Source organism: Methylobacterium sp. BTF04 (genome assembly GCF_010692745.1).
Taxonomy (GTDB): domain Bacteria; phylum Pseudomonadota; class Alphaproteobacteria; order Rhizobiales; family Beijerinckiaceae; genus Methylobacterium.
Map to the genome: position 1 here is coordinate 85,609 of NZ_JAAHTB010000015.1, position 19,683 is coordinate 105,291.

At 62.5% G+C, this 19,683-nt stretch carries 19 protein-coding genes and 2 pseudogenes; 9 read left to right on the forward strand and 12 right to left on the reverse strand.

Translation table 11 applies throughout. The annotated features are described in order from the left end of the window. Positions 1-81 precede the first annotated feature (81 nt). From G3T14_RS11555 to G3T14_RS11595, 9 genes are all read right to left on the reverse strand, one after another. Positions 82-924 carry a transglutaminase family protein gene (locus G3T14_RS11555; protein ID WP_163642692.1) on the reverse strand — a complete coding sequence of 281 codons (843 nt, stop codon included), beginning with the start codon at positions 922-924 and terminating at the stop codon, positions 82-84. A gap of 214 nt (positions 925-1,138) precedes the next feature. After that, a complete protein-coding gene (locus tag G3T14_RS11560) occupies positions 1,139-1,615 on the reverse strand; it encodes a YidB family protein (RefSeq protein ID WP_163642693.1) in 477 nt (158 codons plus the stop codon). A gap of 246 nt (positions 1,616-1,861) precedes the next feature. Then, complete coding sequence (locus G3T14_RS11565; RefSeq protein WP_163642694.1) at positions 1,862-2,293, reverse strand: BA14K family protein; 432 nt, start codon at positions 2,291-2,293, stop codon at positions 1,862-1,864. Positions 2,294-2,463: 170 nt separating this feature from the next. Continuing rightward, positions 2,464-2,847, reverse strand: a complete 384-nt coding sequence (locus G3T14_RS11570) for a CsbD family protein (RefSeq protein WP_163642695.1) — start codon at positions 2,845-2,847, stop codon at positions 2,464-2,466. Positions 2,848-2,921: 74 nt separating this feature from the next. Next, positions 2,922-3,125, reverse strand: a complete 204-nt coding sequence (locus tag G3T14_RS11575; RefSeq protein WP_163642696.1) for a CsbD family protein — start codon at positions 3,123-3,125, stop codon at positions 2,922-2,924. A gap of 78 nt (positions 3,126-3,203) precedes the next feature. Beyond that, positions 3,204-4,118: a PhnA-like protein gene (locus tag G3T14_RS11580; RefSeq protein WP_163642697.1), complete on the reverse strand. Its 915-nt coding sequence runs from the start codon at positions 4,116-4,118 to the stop codon at positions 3,204-3,206. 75 nt (positions 4,119-4,193) lie between these two features. After that, positions 4,194-4,703 carry a CsbD family protein gene (locus tag G3T14_RS11585; protein ID WP_163642698.1) on the reverse strand — a complete coding sequence of 170 codons (510 nt, stop codon included), beginning with the start codon at positions 4,701-4,703 and terminating at the stop codon, positions 4,194-4,196. A 62-nt stretch (positions 4,704-4,765) separates the two neighbouring features. After that, positions 4,766-4,927 (reverse strand): CsbD family protein, encoded by a 162-nt coding sequence (locus tag G3T14_RS11590; RefSeq protein ID WP_163642699.1) that lies wholly within the window; start codon positions 4,925-4,927, stop codon positions 4,766-4,768. Between the two features lie 94 nt (positions 4,928-5,021). Further along, positions 5,022-6,482, reverse strand: coding sequence for a helix-turn-helix transcriptional regulator (locus tag G3T14_RS11595; RefSeq protein ID WP_163642700.1), 1,461 nt, complete (start codon positions 6,480-6,482; stop codon positions 5,022-5,024). A 297-nt stretch (positions 6,483-6,779) separates the two neighbouring features. On the opposite strand from G3T14_RS11595, the gene G3T14_RS11600 reads away from it, so the two are divergent. The 5 genes from G3T14_RS11600 (at position 6,780) to G3T14_RS11620 (ending at position 11,014) form a co-directional block, all read left to right on the forward strand. Next, positions 6,780-7,361, forward strand: a complete 582-nt coding sequence (locus G3T14_RS11600) for a sigma-70 family RNA polymerase sigma factor (protein WP_246733256.1) — start codon at positions 6,780-6,782, stop codon at positions 7,359-7,361. A gap of 158 nt (positions 7,362-7,519) precedes the next feature. Further along, positions 7,520-7,726 carry a hypothetical protein gene (locus tag G3T14_RS11605; protein ID WP_163642702.1) on the forward strand — a complete coding sequence of 69 codons (207 nt, stop codon included), beginning with the start codon at positions 7,520-7,522 and terminating at the stop codon, positions 7,724-7,726. 74 nt (positions 7,727-7,800) lie between these two features. Continuing rightward, positions 7,801-7,965, forward strand: a complete 165-nt coding sequence (locus G3T14_RS11610; RefSeq protein WP_163642703.1) for a hypothetical protein — start codon at positions 7,801-7,803, stop codon at positions 7,963-7,965. Positions 7,966-8,777: 812 nt separating this feature from the next. Next, positions 8,778-9,755: an HWE histidine kinase domain-containing protein gene (locus tag G3T14_RS11615; protein ID WP_163642704.1), complete on the forward strand. Its 978-nt coding sequence runs from the start codon at positions 8,778-8,780 to the stop codon at positions 9,753-9,755. A gap of 398 nt (positions 9,756-10,153) precedes the next feature. Next, on the forward strand, positions 10,154-11,014 hold the full coding sequence (locus tag G3T14_RS11620; protein ID WP_163642705.1) for a transglutaminase family protein: 861 nt from the start codon (positions 10,154-10,156) through the stop codon (positions 11,012-11,014). A 32-nt stretch (positions 11,015-11,046) separates the two neighbouring features. On the opposite strand, the gene G3T14_RS24715 is transcribed toward G3T14_RS11620, so the two are convergent. Continuing rightward, positions 11,047-11,223 carry a hypothetical protein gene (locus tag G3T14_RS24715; protein WP_204262804.1) on the reverse strand — a complete coding sequence of 59 codons (177 nt, stop codon included), beginning with the start codon at positions 11,221-11,223 and terminating at the stop codon, positions 11,047-11,049. A 1,148-nt stretch (positions 11,224-12,371) separates the two neighbouring features. Here G3T14_RS24715 and G3T14_RS25020 point away from each other — a divergent pair. Then, a pseudogene (locus tag G3T14_RS25020) lies at positions 12,372-12,709 on the forward strand (integrase core domain-containing protein); the annotation flags it as partial. On the opposite strand, the gene G3T14_RS11630 reads toward G3T14_RS25020, so the two are convergent. Both G3T14_RS11630 and G3T14_RS11635 read right to left on the reverse strand, forming a co-directional pair. Continuing rightward, positions 12,681-14,108, reverse strand: a complete 1,428-nt coding sequence (locus G3T14_RS11630; protein ID WP_163642706.1) for an HlyD family type I secretion periplasmic adaptor subunit — start codon at positions 14,106-14,108, stop codon at positions 12,681-12,683. The pseudogene G3T14_RS25020 and the gene G3T14_RS11630 overlap by 29 nt on opposite strands. Further along, complete coding sequence (locus G3T14_RS11635; RefSeq protein ID WP_163642707.1) at positions 14,095-16,233, reverse strand: type I secretion system permease/ATPase; 2,139 nt, start codon at positions 16,231-16,233, stop codon at positions 14,095-14,097. Before G3T14_RS11635 ends, G3T14_RS11630 begins: the two co-directional genes overlap by 14 nt. A 408-nt stretch (positions 16,234-16,641) precedes the next feature. Between G3T14_RS11635 and G3T14_RS11640 the strand changes: the two genes are divergently transcribed. The 3 genes and pseudogenes from G3T14_RS11640 to G3T14_RS11650 form a co-directional block, all read left to right on the forward strand. Further along, a complete protein-coding gene (locus G3T14_RS11640; RefSeq protein ID WP_163642708.1) occupies positions 16,642-17,346 on the forward strand; it encodes a hypothetical protein in 705 nt (234 codons plus the stop codon). A gap of 24 nt (positions 17,347-17,370) precedes the next feature. Next, positions 17,371-18,987 (forward strand): hypothetical protein, encoded by a 1,617-nt coding sequence (locus G3T14_RS11645; protein WP_163642709.1) that lies wholly within the window; start codon positions 17,371-17,373, stop codon positions 18,985-18,987. Between the two features lie 458 nt (positions 18,988-19,445). Beyond that, positions 19,446-19,683: pseudogene (locus G3T14_RS11650) on the forward strand (hypothetical protein); the annotation flags it as partial.

The following is a 19,683-nucleotide window of genomic DNA, read 5'->3' on the forward strand; positions in this document are numbered from 1 at the left end:
CCCATCAAAAAACTGAGCCGACCTTGATCGGGTCGCCGTCGGTGGCGACGCCGTCAGCGATGCAGCCGGCCCCCAAGGCACTCACCCGACGAACGCGCCGTTGTCGTCGCTCACCTCGTCGGTGTGAACCTGGAACGTCACCAGCGGAGCCGGACCGAAGCTCGTTGTCAGGGCGCAGTCGGTGGCATCGCGGCCATAGGCCATCACGATCCGGGCGATGCGTGGCGTGTTGTGCCGGGCATCGAACGTGTACCACCGTGGCCCGGCGGGGCCGCGCAGATACACTTCGAACCAAGCCGAGAAGTCCATGGGAGCCGGGTCCTTGGGGACGCCGATATCGCCGAGATAGCCCGTGGCGTAGCGCGCCGGGATATTCATGCAGCGGCACAAAGTGATCGCGAGATGGGCGAAATCTCGGCAGACACCGACCCGTTGGCTGTGGCCGTCATGGGCCGACCGGGTGGCATCCGCCTGCATGTAGTCGAAGGTCAGCCGTTCGTGAGCGTAGTCGACGATGGCCTGAACGCGGGGCCAGCCCTCGTTCGTATGTCCGAACAAATTCCAGGCATCCTGGGACAGCTTGTCGGTGTCGCAATACCGCGATCCGAGCAGATATTGCAGTACCTCATCCGGTACGTCCTGGATCGGGATCTGCCAGGCGTTTGGCGCAAAGGCGTCCGGCCTGCCGGAATCCTCGATCTGGAAATCCGCCGACATCGTGATCCGACCGCCCGGCACGAAGATACGGGTCGCGACATTGCCGAAAGCGTCGAGATAGCGCCGCGCCGCTACCGGCGGATCGAAGGTGATGGTCTCTTCGGTGACGAGATCACGCTGGCGCTCGGGGCGTACGTTGAGCAGAAGCGTCATCGGCGTCGGGCCGTAGGTATCGTAGGCGATGGTATAACCGGTGCGAATTTTCATGATCCGGCCTCAGCACGTCTGTCGCTCTTTCCAAGCAATGGAGGCTCGTCGCGTTCCGTCGCCTGTGCCTCAATGTCGGCACTGAATTGCAGAAGCTTGAGGCACTTGGCTGAAAGCGGCCTCATGAACGCCCGATCGGTCGCTCACGGGCTTGCACGGCACGACCGTGGCCGACGCCCGAGAGCGGCGGCCACGGCCCCTTGTCGGGGACCAGTCAGGCGGGACGGCGACCGTCGGTGGCGTACTGATCGATGGCCGAGGGCAACTCGCGCGAGAGACGGGACAACAGGGCAGCTCGGCTGAGGCCTGTCTGCTGCGTGAGATGCTCCAGAGTCTCCGGACCGATCGCCCGTTCGAGGTCGCCCTCGGGAATCTCGCGGTTCGGCCCCTGGTTCACCCAGGAATTCGCTGTCTCGCCGTGGCCGCCCTTGGTGAAGTGGTCGACGAGTTCGCTGAGGCCGCTGGCGATCAGGCCACCGATGCCGGCCGTGCCGACACCGCCCAAGAGGTTGCCGAGGTTGCTACCGGTGCTGGAGCCGGTCGACGTCGTGTTCGGGATCGGCGGGTTCGTCGAACGGGTCGGCTCGGTGCCGTGGCCCTTCAAGAGTTCGGCGAGCTTGTCGCGGTTCTGGTAACCGGCCACGGCCAGCAGGCCCAGCAGCGCGGTCATCGAGGGATAGCCCTTGCTCATCGGTCGTCCTTCATCTGTCATGGTTCGAATAACCGGACAGGCATCCGCCCGGGGTGTCGCCGTCAGCCGGTCGCGGCGGCCGCCGTCGATGGGGTGCGCCCGGCCAAGTCGCGAGCATCGGAAGCGTACTACGAGGCCGTGAGGGCGCGATTGGCCGGGAGCAGGCGGCGCGATCGACGAACGCACGACTCAAGCGGGGCCGGGCGACAGGCATGGATCGCTCGCTCCCCACTTGGTGCGAGACCGCTACGGACAGGCGTGCCGATCGCCATCGTTGCCAAGGTAGGTCCCGCTTGCAGCGTCGTAGGACCGGAACCGACGCGCACAGACTGCCACCGCATCGGCGCTGACGCCGCGCGGACCGGCCTGGGCCTGCGAATTCGCGATCGCACCGCCGATGATCGCCCCCGCTGCGAGGCCGACCACCCCTGCACCGACCGCGGCACCGACGCCCGGACCCCGGCGATAGCCATAGCCGCGACGGTAGCCGTAACCCCGTCCATAGCCGCGCCCGCCGCGAAAGCCGTGGCGACGCCCGAAGCGGCGATACTGCACGTAATCCGTCGTCAGGTCGCTGCGAACGAGAGCGTCGACCGCACTGCCGACGGGTGCAGCCGCGGCGGGCAGGCCCATCAGGCCGATGGTGAAGGTGGCGGCAAGGGCGAGTGTCAGCTTCATCAGGTAAAGGGTCCGCTGTTGGATGGCGAGGTCGGTTGCGGTCAGTGGGGCCGACGCGGCTGGGTCGCAGCCCGGCCACTGACGCGGCGGCTGACATAGGCGATGATTTTCGGAAGCAGGAAGGCAGTGAGGAGCTTGCGAATCATGGGGTTTCTCCGAATTCGGGTGGATCAGCGCTTGGACCGGGCGAGCCAGCCCACAGCGAACGCCACGGCGGCGAGGCCGAGGATGGCGGATGTGCGGTTGTCGTCGGCGTAGCGGACGGCCTGACGCCCATAAGTCTGACCGCGCTTGCGAGCTTGACGGGCAAAATCGCGGCCGTCTTCGATCAGATTGCCGGCCCGGTCCCGCACTTCGCGCGCGAGGTGACGACCATCGTCGGCGAGGTCTTCCGCGCGATCACGCGCACGGCCATAGGCATATTGCGCCCCACCCGCCACCTGGTTCACCGCGCCGCGGATCTGTCGGGCCGGGTCGCCGATGACGCCGCCAAGGGCGGTCTCGGCGCGGCCCTTCAGGTGACGCGATGCGCCACGGAATTGATCGCGGTTCATGGGTCTCTCCTGTGTATTCGAATGGCTCGGAAAAGGCCTTCGAGAGGATGTTCGCCCCTCTCGAAGTGGTAGGATCAGTGCTTGCCGGTGACCTTGTCGACGACCGACTTTACGCCGTCCTTGGCCTCGCCGACGGTGCGCTGGGCCTCGCCCTTGAGTTCCTGGGCCTTGCCCTCCGCCACGAGCGTGTCGTTGCCCGTGATCTTGCCGACACCTTCCTTGAGGTTGCCGACGGTCTCGTTGGCGAGGCCCCTCAGCTTGTCCGTGGTGCTGCTCATGGTAATGCTCCTGGGTTGCGAGAGAGGATCGTATAGTGACGGGGCCGGCCGGTCATCGCGACCGGCCGGTTTGACGGTTCAGACGCGGCGAGCGCCGTAGGTGTCGGTCAAAGCGATGAGCTTCGGCGCGCCGAGGCGGCCGCCGAAGAAGCCGGCGAGTGCGCCGAGGATCAGGGCGAGTGCGCCGTAGAAGGCGCCCTGGGTGGCAGCGGACTTTGCTGCAATCGCTGCGGCCTCGGCCTTCTGCTTGGCGACAGCGACGGTCTCCTCATACTGCTTCTTGTAGTCTTGGATCTGGGCCTTGGCCTGATCGACCGGGATACCCTGCGCCTTGGCGAGGGCATCGGCGGCGCGGTTCTCGGCCTGGGCCTTCTGGGCCGGGTCACCCGTGAACACAGCGCGGATCGCTGCGACAGCGGCGTCCTTGGCGGCCTGGGGGTCCTGGCCGGCCGCCTGCTGGCGGACCGACTGTTCGATGCCGTCGAGCGGGTTCGTGATCTTCGACAGCGACGGAGCCGCAGCCTGAGCCGCGGTCTGCACGGTTCCGCCGACGAGGGAGCCGGCACCGCCGAGGGTGCTGGTCACGCCGGAAAAAGCGCCGCCGATGATGCCGCCAGCGGCGGAGGTGAGCAGGTACAGAACGACCAGGGTGGTGACGGCCCAGGAGACGAGGCCGTGCAGACCGGCCGCTCCCGTGATCGGCTTGCCCGACAGACGACCCGCGATGAACCCGCCGGCGAGGGCAGCGACGATCCCCGAAACGATGAACCAGATGCCGGCGCTCATCGACAGGGTCGAAGCGGCCGGATTGTCGGCGCCGGTGGTGCTGACGCTGGACAGGCCGATGCCGACGCCGACCATGTTGAGGATGACCTGGGTCACCAGTGCCGTCACGGCACCGGCGAAGATGGCGCCCCAGGACACCTGATTCAGCAAGACGGTGCGGGTGTCGTTCGCCACGAGCGGCGAGGTGGGGATGCTGGAAGAAGACACGTTAGATTGCTCCGGGGTCGTCGGGAGTCCGAGGAATTCGGTCGTCCGAGGGGTCGAGAGGGGGCTGGCTGCGGATCAGTCGCGGCCATGAATGAGGAGGCCGATGCCGTAGCCAAGGAGGCCGGCGACCAGCAGCGCGGCGATGGGGTGCTCGGCGACCTGATGGGTCACTTCGCGGCCACCCTGGCGCAGGTAATCGCCACCGTTCTCGTAGGCGTCCTCAGCGTAATCGTAGGCGTCACGCCCGGCATTGCGGACGGAGCGCTCGGCGCGCTCGTAGGTGTCCCCGGCGGCAGCCTGCGCCTGACGTGCGCGATCCTTGATGGCGCGGCCATCGGAATCGGCGAAGTCGTCGACTGCGTCGCGGACTCGGCCACCAACATCGTGGGCGGCATCGGAGACTCGGTCTGCAGCATCGCGGACCGCGTCCTTGGCCTGTCCGTAGAGGTTCTCCGCGGTGCCCTGGACCTCGCGGGCGCGGCCCTCGACGGAATTCTTGTTCGAACCGGTCAGGTCGCCGACGGCGCCCTGGATCTTGCCGCCGAGTTCCTTGGCGGCGCCGGTGATGCGGGTGGTGTCGACCATGATTGGATTTCCTGTCTGAACTGATTGCGAAACGGGTGAGGGTGCGCGATGCGGTGCCGAGGCTAAGCCTTGTCGGAGGCCTTCGGTTTCACGTCGGACTTCGGTGTTTTCTGCTGAGCCTTGCCTTCGGCTTCGACCTTGCCATCGCCGATCAACTTGCCGATGGCCTCTTTCATCGAACCTTTGAGCGCCTCGGTCGTGGACGTCGACTTGGTCTCGCTCATGAGTACCTCCGAATGCCTGGGCGTCGTTGATTTGCACCTGAAGTGGCGCCTGCCTGTCGCCAGACAATGATGCGGATGTACTGGTACGGCGGTTTTATTTAACCGGTGCGCTGGCTGGGAAACCGTTGTCGCGGCCCCAGATGATCGCCTCGGACCGCTTGTGCACCCCGAGCTTCCGGTAGAGCGCGGCCGAGTGGTTCCGTACCGTGTTGCGCGACAGATTCAGCCGCTTGGCGATGGCGTCGTCGCCGAGGCCGGAGCAGATCAGGTCGAGGATCTGGCGCTCGCGCACCGTCATGTTGGGCGACACGGCATCGTCGTGGCTGCCGCCGGGCTGGCGCAAATTGGCGAGCTTTTCGATGAGGCCGCGACTGAACCACGAGGTATCCGCCATCACGGTCTCGATGGCCCCGAACAGGTCGCGCTCGCTGCGCTTGCGCTCGGTGATGTCCTGCAGGACGAGGAGCGCGTAGGCCTCCTCGCCGATCTCGACCTTTTCGGCAGAGGCCAGGCAATCGAGATACGTGCCGTCCTCGTGCTTGAGGCAGACCTCCAGTCCGAGGACATAACCGGTTCGCGTCACGGCGCTTTCGAACTTGGACCGGGCCGCGTCGTGAACCCAGAGGCCGAGATCGTCCGGCGAGCGGCCGGTCACCTTGTCGGCACCGAACCCAAACACCCGGCTGAAAGCCTCGTTCACGCCCGTGATGGTGAAGGTGTCGGCTCTGGCGAGCACCGTCGGTACCGGTGTGAGGCGGAACGCCTTCGCGAAGCGCTCCTCGCTCTGACGCAGGGCCGACTCGGCCTTCCGGCGCAGTTCGAGATCGGCGAAGGTGAAGAGCATGCAGGGCTCGTCACCGAGGTCCATCGGCTGGCCGGCGACGATGACGTAGCGGGTCCCGCCATCCGGCAGGTCGAGGCACGCCTCCATCTGCGGGATGGTGCCGCCGTTGTTGAGACGGGAGATCGCGAGCTCCCGATTGCGGGCATTGGCGAGAACGTCGACCTCGTAGACACTGCGGCCGATCACGGCGTCGCGGGTGTACCCGGTCATCTCCAGGAACCCGAGGTTCACCTTCACATGGCGCAGGTCGGAGAGCCGGCAGATCACCGCCGGGGCCGGGTTGGCGTTGAAGGTTTTCTCGAAGCGCTCCTCGGCCTCGAACTGTTCGGACACATCCTTGAGGATGAGGGCGAGACAACTCGGATTACCGTCGCGATCCGTCGCCACGATGCTCCGCAGCGAATGAACGAAGTCGACGTCGGGTTTGTCGGTGCGCTTCACATCGACGATGACGTCATGGAAGCTTTCGCCCGAGACGACGCGCTCGATGGGATATTGGTTGGGCGTGCGATTGTTGCGGTAGCGCAAGGAAAAGCGCTCGCGGTAGGCGTCCACGGTCTCGCCAAGCTCGTCGACGGTCGTCGCGCCGTGCATGACCAAGGCGGCCTCGTTGGCATAAGCGATGGTCTGGTCGGGCTCGACCAGGATCACCCCCTCGCTGAGGCCGGCGATGATCTGCCGGAGTTCGTGCCTGTCGACGCCGAGTGTCACTGTCGCTCCCAGATTGCGCTACGCCGCATAACGGTCCAGCTCGTAACAAGTGCGTGGGACAGTGGTTCCGCGCTCAGGATTCGATCGTCTGGTATATCTGGATCATTGACGTGAACGTGATTGCTCACCGACAACCTCGGTGCCCGCCCGAGCCCTAGGACGCCGGGCAAGTCGCGCCACGGTCAGGTAAAAGGCGGTCGTCAGGTGGTCTCAGATGTCACAATGCTTCGCGACCCGCGCGCGGGCGATGGTCTACCCCGTCATATCCAGGATCTGATCGGTCGGCGGCTCGATGCGATGTTTCCGTTTCCGGTCGTGATCGAGGTCAAGTCTCGGTTGGGCAGCGTTCTGCTTCGGCTTGAGGATGCGTTGTCTGCGGCAGAAGCCGAGGGGCAGGTCTCCAAAACGTTCAAGGCCGATCTCGTCGCCGCCGTGCCGCGGCTTCGGCGCTACGCCCTCGCCCGATCCCAGAATGCCGCAGAGGCCGACGATCTAGTGCAGACGACCTTGATGCGGGCCTGGGAGAACCGGTCAGGGTTCGTACCGGGTACCAACCTCATCGCCTGGCTGTTCACGATCCTGCGCAACACCTTCATCAATCAGCGCAAGCGCCTTCGTCGCGAGGTCGAGGACATCGATGGCGCCTTTGCCGCCACGTTGAGCCTGGAGCCCGAGCAGGAGCACCGGGTCGGGCTCATCGAACTGCAAGCCGCCCTCAACAGCCTCACGGCCGAGCACCGCGAGACCCTGCTTCTCGTGATGGTCGATGGCCTGCTCTACGAAGAGGCGGCGGCCGTACTGGGATGCCAGCCCGGCACCGTGAAGAGCCGCGTGAGCCGAGCCCGCGAACGCCTCGCCTTGGCCATGGGAGCGGCCTGAGCAGCCCCAGAGGTCGCGAGCGGATAGCGGACTTTCCGGCAATCCCGACCTCTTCGGGGAGCCATCCGGCACGGTCTTGAGGGCGGGCATCGTGCAGTTCCGGGCGCCGCCCGGTCCCACCAGACCTATCGACGGAAACACGCGTGGAGGACCTTCGAATGGCCAATCCAGGACTGCCCGAGCCCGCCCCTGGCGGCGATAGCCCGCTCGAGCTGCCGCCTCGCCCTTACCCCGGCGAGCGGCCGCTCGGCTCCGATGAACCCTCGGCCCCGTTCGAGGAGCCTCCCATCGACGATCCGGTCGAGCCCGGCATCGGACCCGATCCCGAGCCGGGCACCCCGACCGATCCGGAGCGCCGCACCTGATTCCGATCTCTCCAGTCGCGCCGGAATCACGAGTCTACGACGAGCGTGCCGTCCGGGAAGCCATCGAATCCGGCATGGCCCGAACCGAACTCATGACCATCCTGGATGGCAGGGCCGTCACGGACCTCGTTCCGCCCCATGCCGGCGAGGCGACCCGGGATTACGCCATCCGCGCCACGGGCGAATTGATGGTTCTCTATCTCTCGAGGGATGCGGACGACGCCGGTCGTCCAGTCTGACTGGGGGGAGCGGGGCCGACGCACCGGAGCGTGATGGGAGGGCGACCGCATCGCCGTCGCGTGGCGCTTGCGTGCTGCAGAGCGCTGGCCGCTCAACATCGGCGAAGACCGACCGAAGCGTCCCGAAAGGCCTAAGGAGCATCGCCCATCGATTCAGATCAACCTACACGCCAACACTTGGCGTAGATCTGATACAATTTGCAACATATTCGAGCCTAAATTAACGCAACACTTATCGTGAGATCTCTGTTTCTGCATCATCGCAACAGAGGAAACACCAATGCGCATGAAATTTGCTGGCGCAGCTATTCTTGCCCTGAGCACGCTTGCTGTGACCGTAGGCTCCGCCGAGGCCCGTGATGGCTGCGGAATCGGTGGGCATCGCGGGTATTACGGCTCTTGCCGCCCGAACGTGGTCTATCGCCCCGTCGTGGTTCGCCCAGCGTTTTATGGGTATCGCCGGGTCGGATGGTATGGTCCCCGGTGGCACCGCTGGGGTGGATACCGCCCTGTCGGATTCCACCGGGCCTGGGGATGGCGTGGCCATGCCCGCCCTGTGGGCTGGCATGGCGGATGGCATCACCGGTGGTGACCTGACACGGTCTTAAGCCTCGGCGCCCGGCTCCATCCGGGCGCCTTTGCGACGTCCGGCCTTTGTCGACGATGACCGTTGCAACTGGACCGACGCCACAGTCCCTGACACCATCCTGGAGACATCGTGCCGCTCGGGGAGCGAAGGTGCTAACGCTGCGGTTGGCCGCTGACCGATGTTCGCAGCGGACCACCCGCTTCACGCGCGATCCAGGACGCATATGACCGAGGGTTCCGAACTGACCGGCGACGAGTGGACGCTCGCCAGCTTCACCGCCGCGATCCACCGTGGCGGGGTCGGCCTATGGGCGTGGTCGCCGTCGCGTCAGCTTGCGCAGCTCGATGGCCTCTGCCGTGAGTTCTGGGGGACGTCCGAGACCGTCGTCAGCGCCGAGACGCTGTTCGCCAAGGTGCACGCCGAGGACCGCCACCGGATGATTCTCGATTGGGAGGCGAGTGCGACAGACCCCCATCCCTACGATTTCGAGTTTCGCATCGGTGACGAGCCCGATGCGCGCTGGATCTCGGCGCGGGGCGTCGGTGGCGAGGCGGGTCGCGTGGGTGAATGGGTCCAGGCGATTTTCCTCGACATCACCGAGCGCAAGCGTGCGGAGGATGCCGAACGGCTCGTGACCGCGGAATTGGCCCACCGCATCTCGAACATGTTCACGGTCGCACGCGCGCTGACGGCCATCGTTGCCCGGGACGCCAAGTCGACCCCGCTTTTCGCCGAGGACCTGTCGCGGCGTTTCGGCGTGCTCCATGAAGCGACCACCCTCGCCACGCGATCGCTCAAGACGGATCAGGGCATCGTGAAGCTTCAGGATCTCGCCCAGCGCATCCTGTCCCCCTACGTCACCGGCACCAACATCACGGTCTCGATCGCCGATGGCGTTCGGGTGCCGGCGGAGCACATCAACGATTACGCGATGATCTTCCATGAGCTGGCGACCAACTCGGCCAAATACGGCGCACTGTCGGGGAACGGAACGCTGACCCTCGACGGACGGATCGAAGACGAGGCGCTGAGCATCGCGTGGAACGAGGAGATCGCCCGTGCCGAGCCGGCCAAGTCGGATGGCACGGGGTTCGGCTCCCGCCTGTTGACGCAGACCATCGAGCGGAGTTTGCAGGGTCGGTTTACCCGCACCATCGACGCGCGGGGTGTCCGCGTCGAGATCGTGGTTCCGGCTTTGTAGCCGCGTCCGTCAGGAGACCGCGTTCCTAAACGCGGTCGTCGGTGCTGCCCTGCGTCTCGCCCTCACCGCCTGCCGACGCGGATGGCGTTTTTTCTGCCGGAAAGACGCCTTCCCTGGACGATCAGGTCACCGCGGAGCGACGCCGACAATCCGAGATACTGAATGTCCTTGCTGCTCTCCTGGTCCACGGAAAGCCCTCGACGAGGGGGGGCGGCCCGAATGGAGAGCCGCAGGCGTCGAAGCGGATATTTCGCCTCCGCGGACACCGACATCGCTGTCCACTGTTCACGCGCGGTCTCGACGAATTGTCAGGGCGGCGCTCCCGGCCCTGTGTCACTGTCTGACCTCAATAGTCCGTTCGGTGACCCCCGGTGGGACTGGTCCCCTGGGAGTACCCGTTGGTCGAGCTACGCATCCATCACCAGACGACCTATCGCTACCGGCAGCCTGTCAGCCTCGGGGCACACCGGCTCATGCTGCGACCGCGCGAGACCCGCGAACTGAAGCTCGTCTCGAGCGTCATCACCGTGACTCCGGCCGCGACGGTCAATTGGGCCAATGACGTCGCCGGGAACGCCGTCGCGACGGTGACCTTCGCACTGCCGTCCGATACGCTGACGATCGACAGCTTCTGCCGCGTCGCGCTGTCCGCGGTGGCGTATCCGATCTTCGATATCGCAGCCTCCGCCATCGCGTTTCCTTTCCGGTATTCCGACGACGACTGGACCGACCTGGGGGCGCTGACGGTCCGGCAGTATCCTGGCGGGGATGGTCTGCAGGCCTGGGCGCAGGGGTTCGTCGCGGGCTACCCGACCGATACCCTGTCCCTGCTCAAGGACATCAATTCCGGCATCGGCAACGCCATCGCCTATCAGGCCCGCGAAGACGAGGGCACCCAGTCGCCAAGCCAGACGCTGGCGTTGAGCGCCGGCTCCTGCCGGGACTTGGCGACGCTCTTCGTGGAAGCGGTCCGCAGCCTGGGCTTCGGAGCCCGGGTCGTCTCGGGCTATCTTCATGATCCGACGCGCACGCTCCTGGGCTCCGCCGATGCCGGATCGACCCATGCCTGGGCCGAGGTCTACCTCCCCGGCGCGGGATGGATCACCTTCGATCCGACCAATCGCAGCGTCGGCGGCGCCAACCTGATCCCGGTCGCCGTGGCCCGCGACATCCGCCAAGCCATGCCGATGACCGGCAGCTTCGTCGGACCGTCCGACGCCTTCCTGGACATGTCCGTCGCCGTCAGCGTCGCGCCGTAAGCGGTCCTCAGAGCATGAGGACGCTGACTGGACTAATGCTCCGTCCCCGGACGGTTCGGGCGCGGCGGGCCGCCATGATCCTTGATGATATTGGACCGGGCGGGATCATTCTTCAGGTCCGCCACCTGTTTCCGCGCGCCTATCGCCAAAAACAAGATTCCCCCGAGCGTGCCCAAGGCCAGAATCAAGAGCGGGTAGCCGTTGCTCATTCCCTGCATCCTTCCGATGGCCCTGCCTCGCCAGACGCAGCAGGACATGAAAAGCCGGCGCGAACATGCATTTTAGAACCGGCCCCTCAGAGACATGCACAATCCCGCATGGAGCGCCACATCCCATGTTAATTCTGTTCGCGCACGCGCTGCGCTCCTCTGTCTCAGGTCGTGCGCGGGCAACCTGCTTGATGTCGGTGGTGGTGGCTCAGTGAAAACGATCGTCTTAACTTGACCTTGCACATCATCGAATTCTGATCGTCAAACCAGGTAGGCCAATTGTTCTTGGAGATTCGCCACACTATCATGCACTTCCTGTTCGCCTACCGGCCCGGCTCTACCGATAAAGCAGAGGGCCCTTCCTCAAACTCCAAACGGATATCGGCGTAGAAGCGCTTCCTCGCGCCTACCGGCGGGCACGCTTAAGTCGCGCAGAACAGCACGGCGCAACGAGTGATCGCTGCTGTGACGGCATTCAGGACCACGGCGTCATCGACACCGCCACGCCACATCGACAGCGAAGATCGTTGAATTTTCTATTTTTTGCGGATCAACAGCTCAACCGGCTAACAGTGCCGAGGAAAGAATTGGACATGCCTCGCAAAGACGCCAGTAATATCAAATCTTTGAGCCTGACCACTTTGTGTGACATACATGCGTGATATTTACCCACGTTGCAGACGAGCTTTCGCGCCCAAACTTGTGACGATTTTTGTATTATAAGATTAATTTAAAACGTAGCAACTCAATATTCGGAAATATCTCGAAAAAATACATCGGAAAATTTGCTCGATAGCAAACATATTTTGGTAGATCCTCTCTCTAAAAAGACAAGTCTATCAACGATCAATCTGATTCACTGTTATTAGTACATATAATCTCATCTTAAATAATTAAATTTACTTTGCGCTCCCCGGCGGGGTGGTTTTTTGGCCGTACCTATCAGAACATTTCTATGCCTCGCCACGCCGCAATCGATCCAGCCAAATGCAATCCGCCCGTCCAACTCGCTCTCCACGCTTTCATGACGCTTGCATCCGCCTCGACCTCAAAACAGTCCATTAGATCAAGGCTGAAGATCTCAACTCCTACCCGACCAAGTGAGCCGTCTTCTGCGATAGTGACCGGACCGGCTGGCTTCGGACCGGATCGACCATCGGCTGACCAAGCCGCGTCCCCTCTGGACCAACGGTCAGATCGAGCGGATGAAGGGCACGTTCAAAAACGCGACGGTCAAACGCTCCCGTTACGACAGCCATGAGCTGCTCCGCGCCCACTTGGCGGACGTCGTCAGCGCCTACAACGTCGCGGACGGCGCTCGAAAACCCTAAGGGGCCTCACGCCCTATGAAGCCATCGGCAAAGCACGGTCCGCCGAGCCTTGCCACTTCAGGTCAAACCCGCTCCACCAAATGCCGGAACCAAACACGATCCTGCTGTGGTCGAAGGGCGACATTGCTACCGTTCGCGAAGCCCCTCCTGCTTGAGCCTTACGAGAGGCGAGAGAAGATAGCTGATGACCGAACGCCGGCCGGTCTTGATCTCCGCCGTCACCGCCATGCCGGGCTCCAGGCGGACCCGCCCTTCTTCCGTCGTGATCCATGCGTCGGGCAAGGCGACGTGAGCGACATAGCTCGGCTGGCGGGCCTGTCGATCCCGCTCATCGCCGCCGTCCATCGTGTCGGACCGGGAGCCCCGGCCATCCCCGGCATCCTGGGATGTGACCACGTCGTGGCTCAGGTTCGAGACGTGTCCGTGCAGAAGGCCGTAGCGGGTGAAGGTGAAGGTTTCCACCTTGACCTCGACCGGCTGCCCCTTGCGCACGAAGCCGACATCCTTGTTGAGCAGCGTCGCCTCGATCTCGATGCTGGCATCCTTTGGCACGATCACCATCAGCGTCTGGGCCGGCGTGACGATGCCGCCCAAGGTATGGAGCGCCGATTGCTGGACGGTACCGTCGACCGGCGCGCGCAAAGTGCGCAGGCCCCGACGCAGGGCCGCCTTGCGAATTTCCTGGCCGTGATCCACGGCCGACAACTCCGCCTTCGCAAGATCCGCCAGCAGCCCCTTGCGGTAGCCGGCGACAGCTTCCGCCTTCTCCTTCTCGAGCACCGCGAGCGCTTCTCCGTTCTCGTCCTGCTTATGCCGCTGCGCGGTAAGTTCGTGCTGGCCCTCCACCAGTTGCTGCTGGACCTGGAGGTAGGTCAGGCGGGAGCCGTATTGGTTCGCCAGCAGGGTTCGGCGGATGTCGCGCTGCTCGGTGATCAGCGGCAGGCTCGTCTCGAACTTCTCGATCGCGGTGCCGATCTCTCGGCCCTCGACCCGCTTCTGCGCGGTTCGCCGGTCGATACCGTCGAGCTTTGCCCGGTGCTCGGCGGCCTGCGCTTCCATCTGCCGCCGCGCGGTCGTGGCGATACGTGGTTCCGAGTTAGGGTCGGGGCTGAAACCGTCCGGATCGTCCGCGAGGAGCGCCTGCAAGCGTACGATATCGAGGCGGTCCGCCATCAGTCCGAACAGGGACCGGGCTTCGTCGGACGCTTCGGTCGTCGGGTCGAGCTCCACCAGGATGTCGCCCGCCTTGACGGTCGAGCCGTCTGCGACGGCGATGCGGCGCACCACGCCGGTCTCGTACGGCTGGACCACCTTGGACTTGCCTGTCGGAATCACGCGGCCCTGCGCCGTTGCGACGATGTCGACCTCGCCGAGGCTCGCCCAGACGATCGCGATGGTCAGGAAGGCGGCGATGCTCAGGGCGACAATTCTACCGAGCGGCGAGGCCGGAGTCTCGATGATCTCCAGCGCCGCCGGCAGGAACTCGGTCTCGCTACGGTGGAGCCGCGCCGCCGTAATCGGGACGACCTTGGCCGAGGCGTCAGACGGCTTCATGGAGACCGCCCTGGAGGCTGTGAAGCTTCGCGTAGCGTCCACCGCTCGTCACGAGGTCGTCGTGGCTGCCATCCTCGACGAGGCGCCCCTGGTCCAGGGTGAGGATGCGGTCCGCGCGGCGGACCGTGGAGAGCCGGTGGGCGATGATGAGAACCGTCCGCCCCTGGGCGATCCGGCGCATGTTGTCCTGGACGATTCGCTCGCTCTCGTAGTCGAGCGCGCTCGTCGCCTCGTCGAAGATCAGGATGCGCGGGTCGCCGATCAGGGCACGGGCGATGGCGATGCGCTGCCGCTGGCCGCCGGAGAGGGTCGAGCCCCGCTCGCCGACCAGCGTGTCGTAGCCCTGCGGCAGGGCGCTGATGAAGTCGTGGGCGCCCGCGAGTTCGGCGGCGGCGATGACCCGGTCCATCGGGCGGCTCGGGTCGGCGAGGGCGATGTTGTCGCGGATGGAGCGGTTGAAGAGCACGTTCTCCTGCAGCACGACGCCGACCTGTCGTCGCAGCCAGGCCGCATCCACGACGCCTATGTCGGTTCCGTCGACCAGCACGCGTCCGCTCTCGGGCACGTAGAGGCGTTGGACGAGCTTGGCCAGGGTGGACTTACCCGATCCTGACGGCCCGACGATACCCACCACCTGACCGGGCTCGATGGCGAGGTGGATGTCGTGCAGAACCGGTGGACCGTCGGGCCGGTAGCGGAAGGTCACGCGATCGAACGCGATCCAGCCGCGGATCGCCGGAAGGGTGGCGCTGCCGGGCGCATAGGCCGGTTCGGGGGCCGCGTTCAGGATGTCGCCGAGACGCGCGATCGAGACGCGGGCCTGATGGAAGTCCTGGTAGACCTGTGCGAGCCGCAGGACCGGCTGGGCGACGCGGCCGGCCAGCATATTAAAGGCTACGAGTTCGCCCACCGTCATGGTGCCGGAGATCACGGCCTTGGCGCCGAAGTACAGAATCGCGGCCGTCACCATCTTGCTGATGAGCTGGATCGCCTGACTGCCTGTGTTGCCGAGCGAAAGGACGCGGAAGCTGGCGCGCACGTAGCCGGCGAGCTGCTCTTCCCACCGCTGCTGCATCTGCGGTTCTACGGCCATGGCCTTCAACGTCTCGACGCCCGTGAGACTCTCGACGAGGAAGGCTTGGTTCTCGGCGCCCCGGTCGAACTTCTCGTCGAGGCGACGCCGGAACAGCGGCGAGAGCAGGGCCGAGATGGCGACGTAGAGCGGGATCGAGACCAGGACGATGCCGGTCAGGAACGGCGAGTAGGCAAGCATCACCGCGAGGAAGATGACGGTGAAGGCGAGGTCGACCACCAGGGTGAGTGCCGAGCTCGTCAGGAAGTTACGGATGTTCTCCAGTTCGCGGACGCGCGCGACGGAGTCGCCGGTGCGGCGCGCCTCGAAGTAGCCGATCGGCAGCGCCAGCAGGTGCCGGAACAGGCGCGCGCCGAGCTCCACGTCGATGCGGTTGGTGGTGTGGGCGAAGAGGTAGGTGCGCAGGCTCGTCAGCAGGCTCTCGACAATGCCGACGACGACGAGGCCGATCACCAGGAGATCGAGGGTGGTGATCCCGCGATGGACCAGCACCTTGTCGATCACCACTTGGAAGAACAGCGGCGTGACCAGCGCGAAGATCTGGATGAACAGCGACGCGACCAGGACTTCGCCGAGCAGACGTCGGTACTTGTGCATCGCCTGGAGGAACCAGCCGATATCGAACCGGCGCCCGAGATCGGACAGCCCCGCGCGCCGCGCCATCAGGATCAGCGTTCCGTCCCACATCTCGGCAAACGCGGCCATCGCAACGAGGCTCGGGCGGCCGGTCGCGGGGTCGTGAAGCAGGACGGTCTCCTCCACGACCTTGGCCAGCAATACGAAACGCCCATCGGTCAGCCGGACGATGGCCGGCAGTGCCTGGCGCGGAAGACGGCCGATACGGGACGTGCGGGCCTGGACTTTGAGGTTGTGCTGGCGTGCGCCGCGAACGATCTCGGCAATCCCGAAGGTCCGCCCGCCGGCCCGATGGGTCAGCTGATCAGCATCGACGGCGATTCCATGGAAGCGCAAGATCGTGACAAGACTGGCTAGGCCCAAATCCGTGACGGATGCTTCATCCACCGTTGTCATTGCCGCTCAATACGCTCGAGCGAAACGATAGACGCGAAGACAATGACCGCCACCCACCGCATACTTTCCTCGAAAATTCGTCCAGATTGTGCGCAATTATTTTTTGCGCGTCTGAATTGTAACTTTATCTTTGCGCCGCATAACACTGGAGCTATAGCTAGGAAATGACTTTCTATAGATCGGCGAATTGATGCAGGATCGACCGGGCAATGGTGTTCCATGGTGCGCGGGGAGGAGTAACTTGGCTTTATTCGCCTTAAGACAATATCTAGATATGGCCGCAGCGCCGATCCGGCGGCGGCTGGTGTCTCGCGCTAAGGAGGCGCGGCTCTTGGCTCGCGGCGTTTTGGGTCGCTTCGACGATCTCGATCCGAGGCCGAGCCACCTTGGCGGTTGTCGGCTTCAACGATGAAAAAGCAGGGGGTCGTTCATCCCAAGTTCTGGTTCCGCCATTGGCGGGTCCGGCGCGCGCTCGTCGGATACCCGCTCTATGACGTTCCTTATAAAACACAGGAAGCCGACCTGACCGAAACGCAGGTTCGGGAGAACTTCGATTACTTTCTGCGTGTGCGGCAGGAGCGCTTGGCGTTCTTCTTCGATTGGCTGCGACGAAAGTTCGGTGTCGCTGCCAGTCTGACGCCGGAGGGTGTACTCGCCATCGAGCGGTGGGTCCGTGATTTCGGCGGTGGGGCAATCGAAAGCACAGCCTGCGATCTCCGGATATTCGCGACCTATACGCCAGCCTGGACGGACAGCCGGGCCGGTTACAATGTAATGATCGACCTTGGAATTTTCATCGGTGAGTACCTGATTTGGAGGCGCCCGGAATTGTACTGGGAAATCTATCGGGGCCACGAGATAGAACCGGTGAGCTTTCGCTCCCCCACTTATCTCAAGCCGATAATCGATGGGATGCCAAGACTTTGGAAGGATGATACCTTTAGGACCGGGTATGGAGCAATTGCAGGTGCCTGCCAAAAGAGTCTGATTGGTTCAGACGGTTTTCGAGACAGATCCAATAGTTTTGTTTTTCATATCAAACAAAGCCTTTATTTTTCGAGACTGCCCGACGATGTCGTTGTCCTAGGAGAATCGAAAAACGAGCCCCTTTAATCTTGATAAGTGTAGCAGAGATTCATGAATGTGCCCAAGAAGAAATCAAGCGAGCACGCAACTGCTGCCCCCCCACTGTCGCTGTACATGCGACTGCGCAGGAAGCGATTGCTGCGTGCGCTTTGCGATTATCCCGTCTACGACCCCCCTCACAGGAGGGAGGAGCGCCTACTCTCGCTGGAGCAGGCTGCGGAAAATTTCGAATACTTCATGAGTGTTCGCCAGCAGCGGCTAGCTTTCTTTCAAAGCTGGCTGCAACAGCATTTTCGTGTAAAGATCGAACCCTCGGAGCGTGGTGTCCGTAGGCTCAATAGATGGGCCAATTTTTACGCTGGCTTTCTTCTTTATCATTCTGACGATCCTTCTGCGGCCAGGGCAGCTTACTTTTGCTACCAGCAACACTGGACTGCCGATTTCATCGGATGCAATGTCGTTTTCGATATGGGAATCGCGCTCGGCGAATTTATCACCATCAAATATCCTCATCTTCACTGGGACTTCGACCCGGTCTATGTTTCCATCAGAAGGGCAAGAGATCTTCCAGGCGGGGAAAGTAGATTGAGCTTCCAAAGACCGCTTATTACGGGATTTAAAAACGGAGATATGAAAGAGTATGTTTTAGAAGAGTCCTATTTGATTTGCGATTATAGGATAAAGTATGGGCTTACGATATGTGGGGGATTAGAACTCGACTCTCGACCAGACAAGCACCTCATATGGAATTGGCTCCTGCTTTCTTTCAAGCGTGCCGCGAAAGATGAGGCCACGGCGGCTCCCAAAACCAGCTTCTTTGAGGCGCAGGATGACGGAAGCTTGCCGCCACGGCCGAGGTCCAGTGAGTTCTCAGCATTACTGCCGCCTGGTATGTGGTTGCGACGGAGGCGGTTGTTGCGCGCGCTTCGCGACTACCCGGTCTACGATCCGCCCCATAAAAAAGAGGAGCGCCTTCTATCACGAGAGCAGGCCGTCGAAAACTTCGATTACTTCATGCGTATACGCCATCAACGCTTGGCATTTTTTCAGGCATGGCTGCAGCAGAATTTCCGCGTGACCATCAATTCGACTGAACGCGGCGTTCGTAAAATCAACCGGTGGGGCAACGACTACGCCGGCTTATTGCTCTATCATCCCGAAGATCTCAACGCACCGGGCAATGCTTATTTTTTCTACAAGCATGCCTGGATCGAAGATTTTGCCGGCTGCAATGTCGTGTTCGATATGGGTATCGCGCTCGGTGAATTCATCATAGCCAATTGCCCAAATCTCTACTGGACCTTCGATCCACTGTCGGAAAAATTTCCAAAATCGTCTCGCTTACTTAAAAATTTACCTGGGATGAGCTTTTGGCGAGCGGAGATTAGCGGTTATGATAGTTTAACATGCACAGCTTCTCCTTTGCATGATATATATACATATGCTCAAGAGATCTATATTTACACTAATAGTCTTGCTGGAAAAAGTAAATTTCAAGATCTTATTTTAAAAAAGTCCGCCACTAACAGGATTATTTATTTATTTATTCAGGCTATCGAGAGCTATCCGAGCGGGTATCCACCGGGCTTCAAGAAAGACAAGTCTGAAAAAGAATACATAGATATGTTCGACGAATTAGCCGACGAGGAGAGTGACGAAGATGACTGATAATGCAAATCGTGGATATGGATATGCATTTGGGTCTGGAATATATGCAGGCGGCTTAACTGTCCTTGACATTTTTCCTTACTCCAGCGGTCGTTACTATTCGTTTAATTCTTCAAAATACAAGCCAAAAATTTCGTTGAATTTCTAGGCTGCTATTGCGAATAGCAACTTAGATCTTTTTGAGGTTAGGCGCTCTGCAGGCGTTTTCCGGCCTAGTAATGCCCTATATTCTTTAAACCCGGCGGCAAATATTGGTAATCCTGCCGTTATCGAAGCTTTTCGTATGCTCGGCCAGCAGCACTTCGGATCAGTCGTATCAAATATTAAGATGGAGCTTACGTCCTTGATTGGACATGGGTAATTGCTCAGGTCCTTGGGCGTGGTGGTTGGACGTGGGCTGCGGGACGGAGGCCGCATTTCCGCTCGACGGCGGGGCTCGTCTGTGAATCAAAGGGTGGGTGAAGCCACTCGCCGCCCTGTCCGACAAAGATGCCCTGATCGCCGCGCTGATGGAGCGGATCGAGGCGTTGGTGGCCCAGAATGCCGCCTTGATGGCCGAGAACGCGCGTTTGACGGCACGGGTCGCGGCGTTGGAAGCGAAGCTCGGCCTGCCGCCCAAGACGCCGGACAATTCGAGCCTGCCGCCGTCGAAGGGGCAGAAGTCGTCGCAGCCCTCCGTCCCGAAGCGCAAGGCCA

Bases quoted from the DNA above. Each gene is read 5' to 3' on its own strand.
- G3T14_RS11560 (WP_163642693.1), bottom strand. From the start codon at position 1,615: ATGAGCAAGGGCTATCCCTCGATGACCGCGCTGCTGGGCCTGCTGGCC.
- G3T14_RS11600 (WP_246733256.1), top strand. From the start codon at position 6,780: ATGTTTCCGTTTCCGGTCGTGATCGAGGTCAAGTCTCGGTTGGGCAGC.
- G3T14_RS11635 (WP_163642707.1), bottom strand. From the start codon at position 16,233: ATGACAACGGTGGATGAAGCATCCGTCACGGATTTGGGCCTAGCCAGT.
- G3T14_RS11590 (WP_163642699.1), bottom strand. From the start codon at position 4,927: ATGAGCGAGACCAAGTCGACGTCCACGACCGAGGCGCTCAAAGGTTCG.
- G3T14_RS11575 (WP_163642696.1), bottom strand. From the start codon at position 3,125: ATGAGCAGCACCACGGACAAGCTGAGGGGCCTCGCCAACGAGACCGTC.
- G3T14_RS11585 (WP_163642698.1), bottom strand. From the start codon at position 4,703: ATGGTCGACACCACCCGCATCACCGGCGCCGCCAAGGAACTCGGCGGC.
- G3T14_RS11610 (WP_163642703.1), top strand. From the start codon at position 7,801: ATGGCCCGAACCGAACTCATGACCATCCTGGATGGCAGGGCCGTCACG.
- G3T14_RS11605 (WP_163642702.1), top strand. From the start codon at position 7,520: ATGGCCAATCCAGGACTGCCCGAGCCCGCCCCTGGCGGCGATAGCCCG.
- G3T14_RS11645 (WP_163642709.1), top strand. From the start codon at position 17,371: ATGAATGTGCCCAAGAAGAAATCAAGCGAGCACGCAACTGCTGCCCCC.
- G3T14_RS11630 (WP_163642706.1), bottom strand. From the start codon at position 14,108: ATGAAGCCGTCTGACGCCTCGGCCAAGGTCGTCCCGATTACGGCGGCG.
- G3T14_RS11570 (WP_163642695.1), bottom strand. From the start codon at position 2,847: ATGAACCGCGATCAATTCCGTGGCGCATCGCGTCACCTGAAGGGCCGC.
- G3T14_RS11640 (WP_163642708.1), top strand. From the start codon at position 16,642: ATGAAAAAGCAGGGGGTCGTTCATCCCAAGTTCTGGTTCCGCCATTGG.
- G3T14_RS11555 (WP_163642692.1), bottom strand. From the start codon at position 924: ATGAAAATTCGCACCGGTTATACCATCGCCTACGATACCTACGGCCCG.
- G3T14_RS11615 (WP_163642704.1), top strand. From the start codon at position 8,778: ATGACCGAGGGTTCCGAACTGACCGGCGACGAGTGGACGCTCGCCAGC.
- G3T14_RS11565 (WP_163642694.1), bottom strand. From the start codon at position 2,293: ATGAAGCTGACACTCGCCCTTGCCGCCACCTTCACCATCGGCCTGATG.
- G3T14_RS24715 (WP_204262804.1), bottom strand. From the start codon at position 11,223: ATGAGCAACGGCTACCCGCTCTTGATTCTGGCCTTGGGCACGCTCGGG.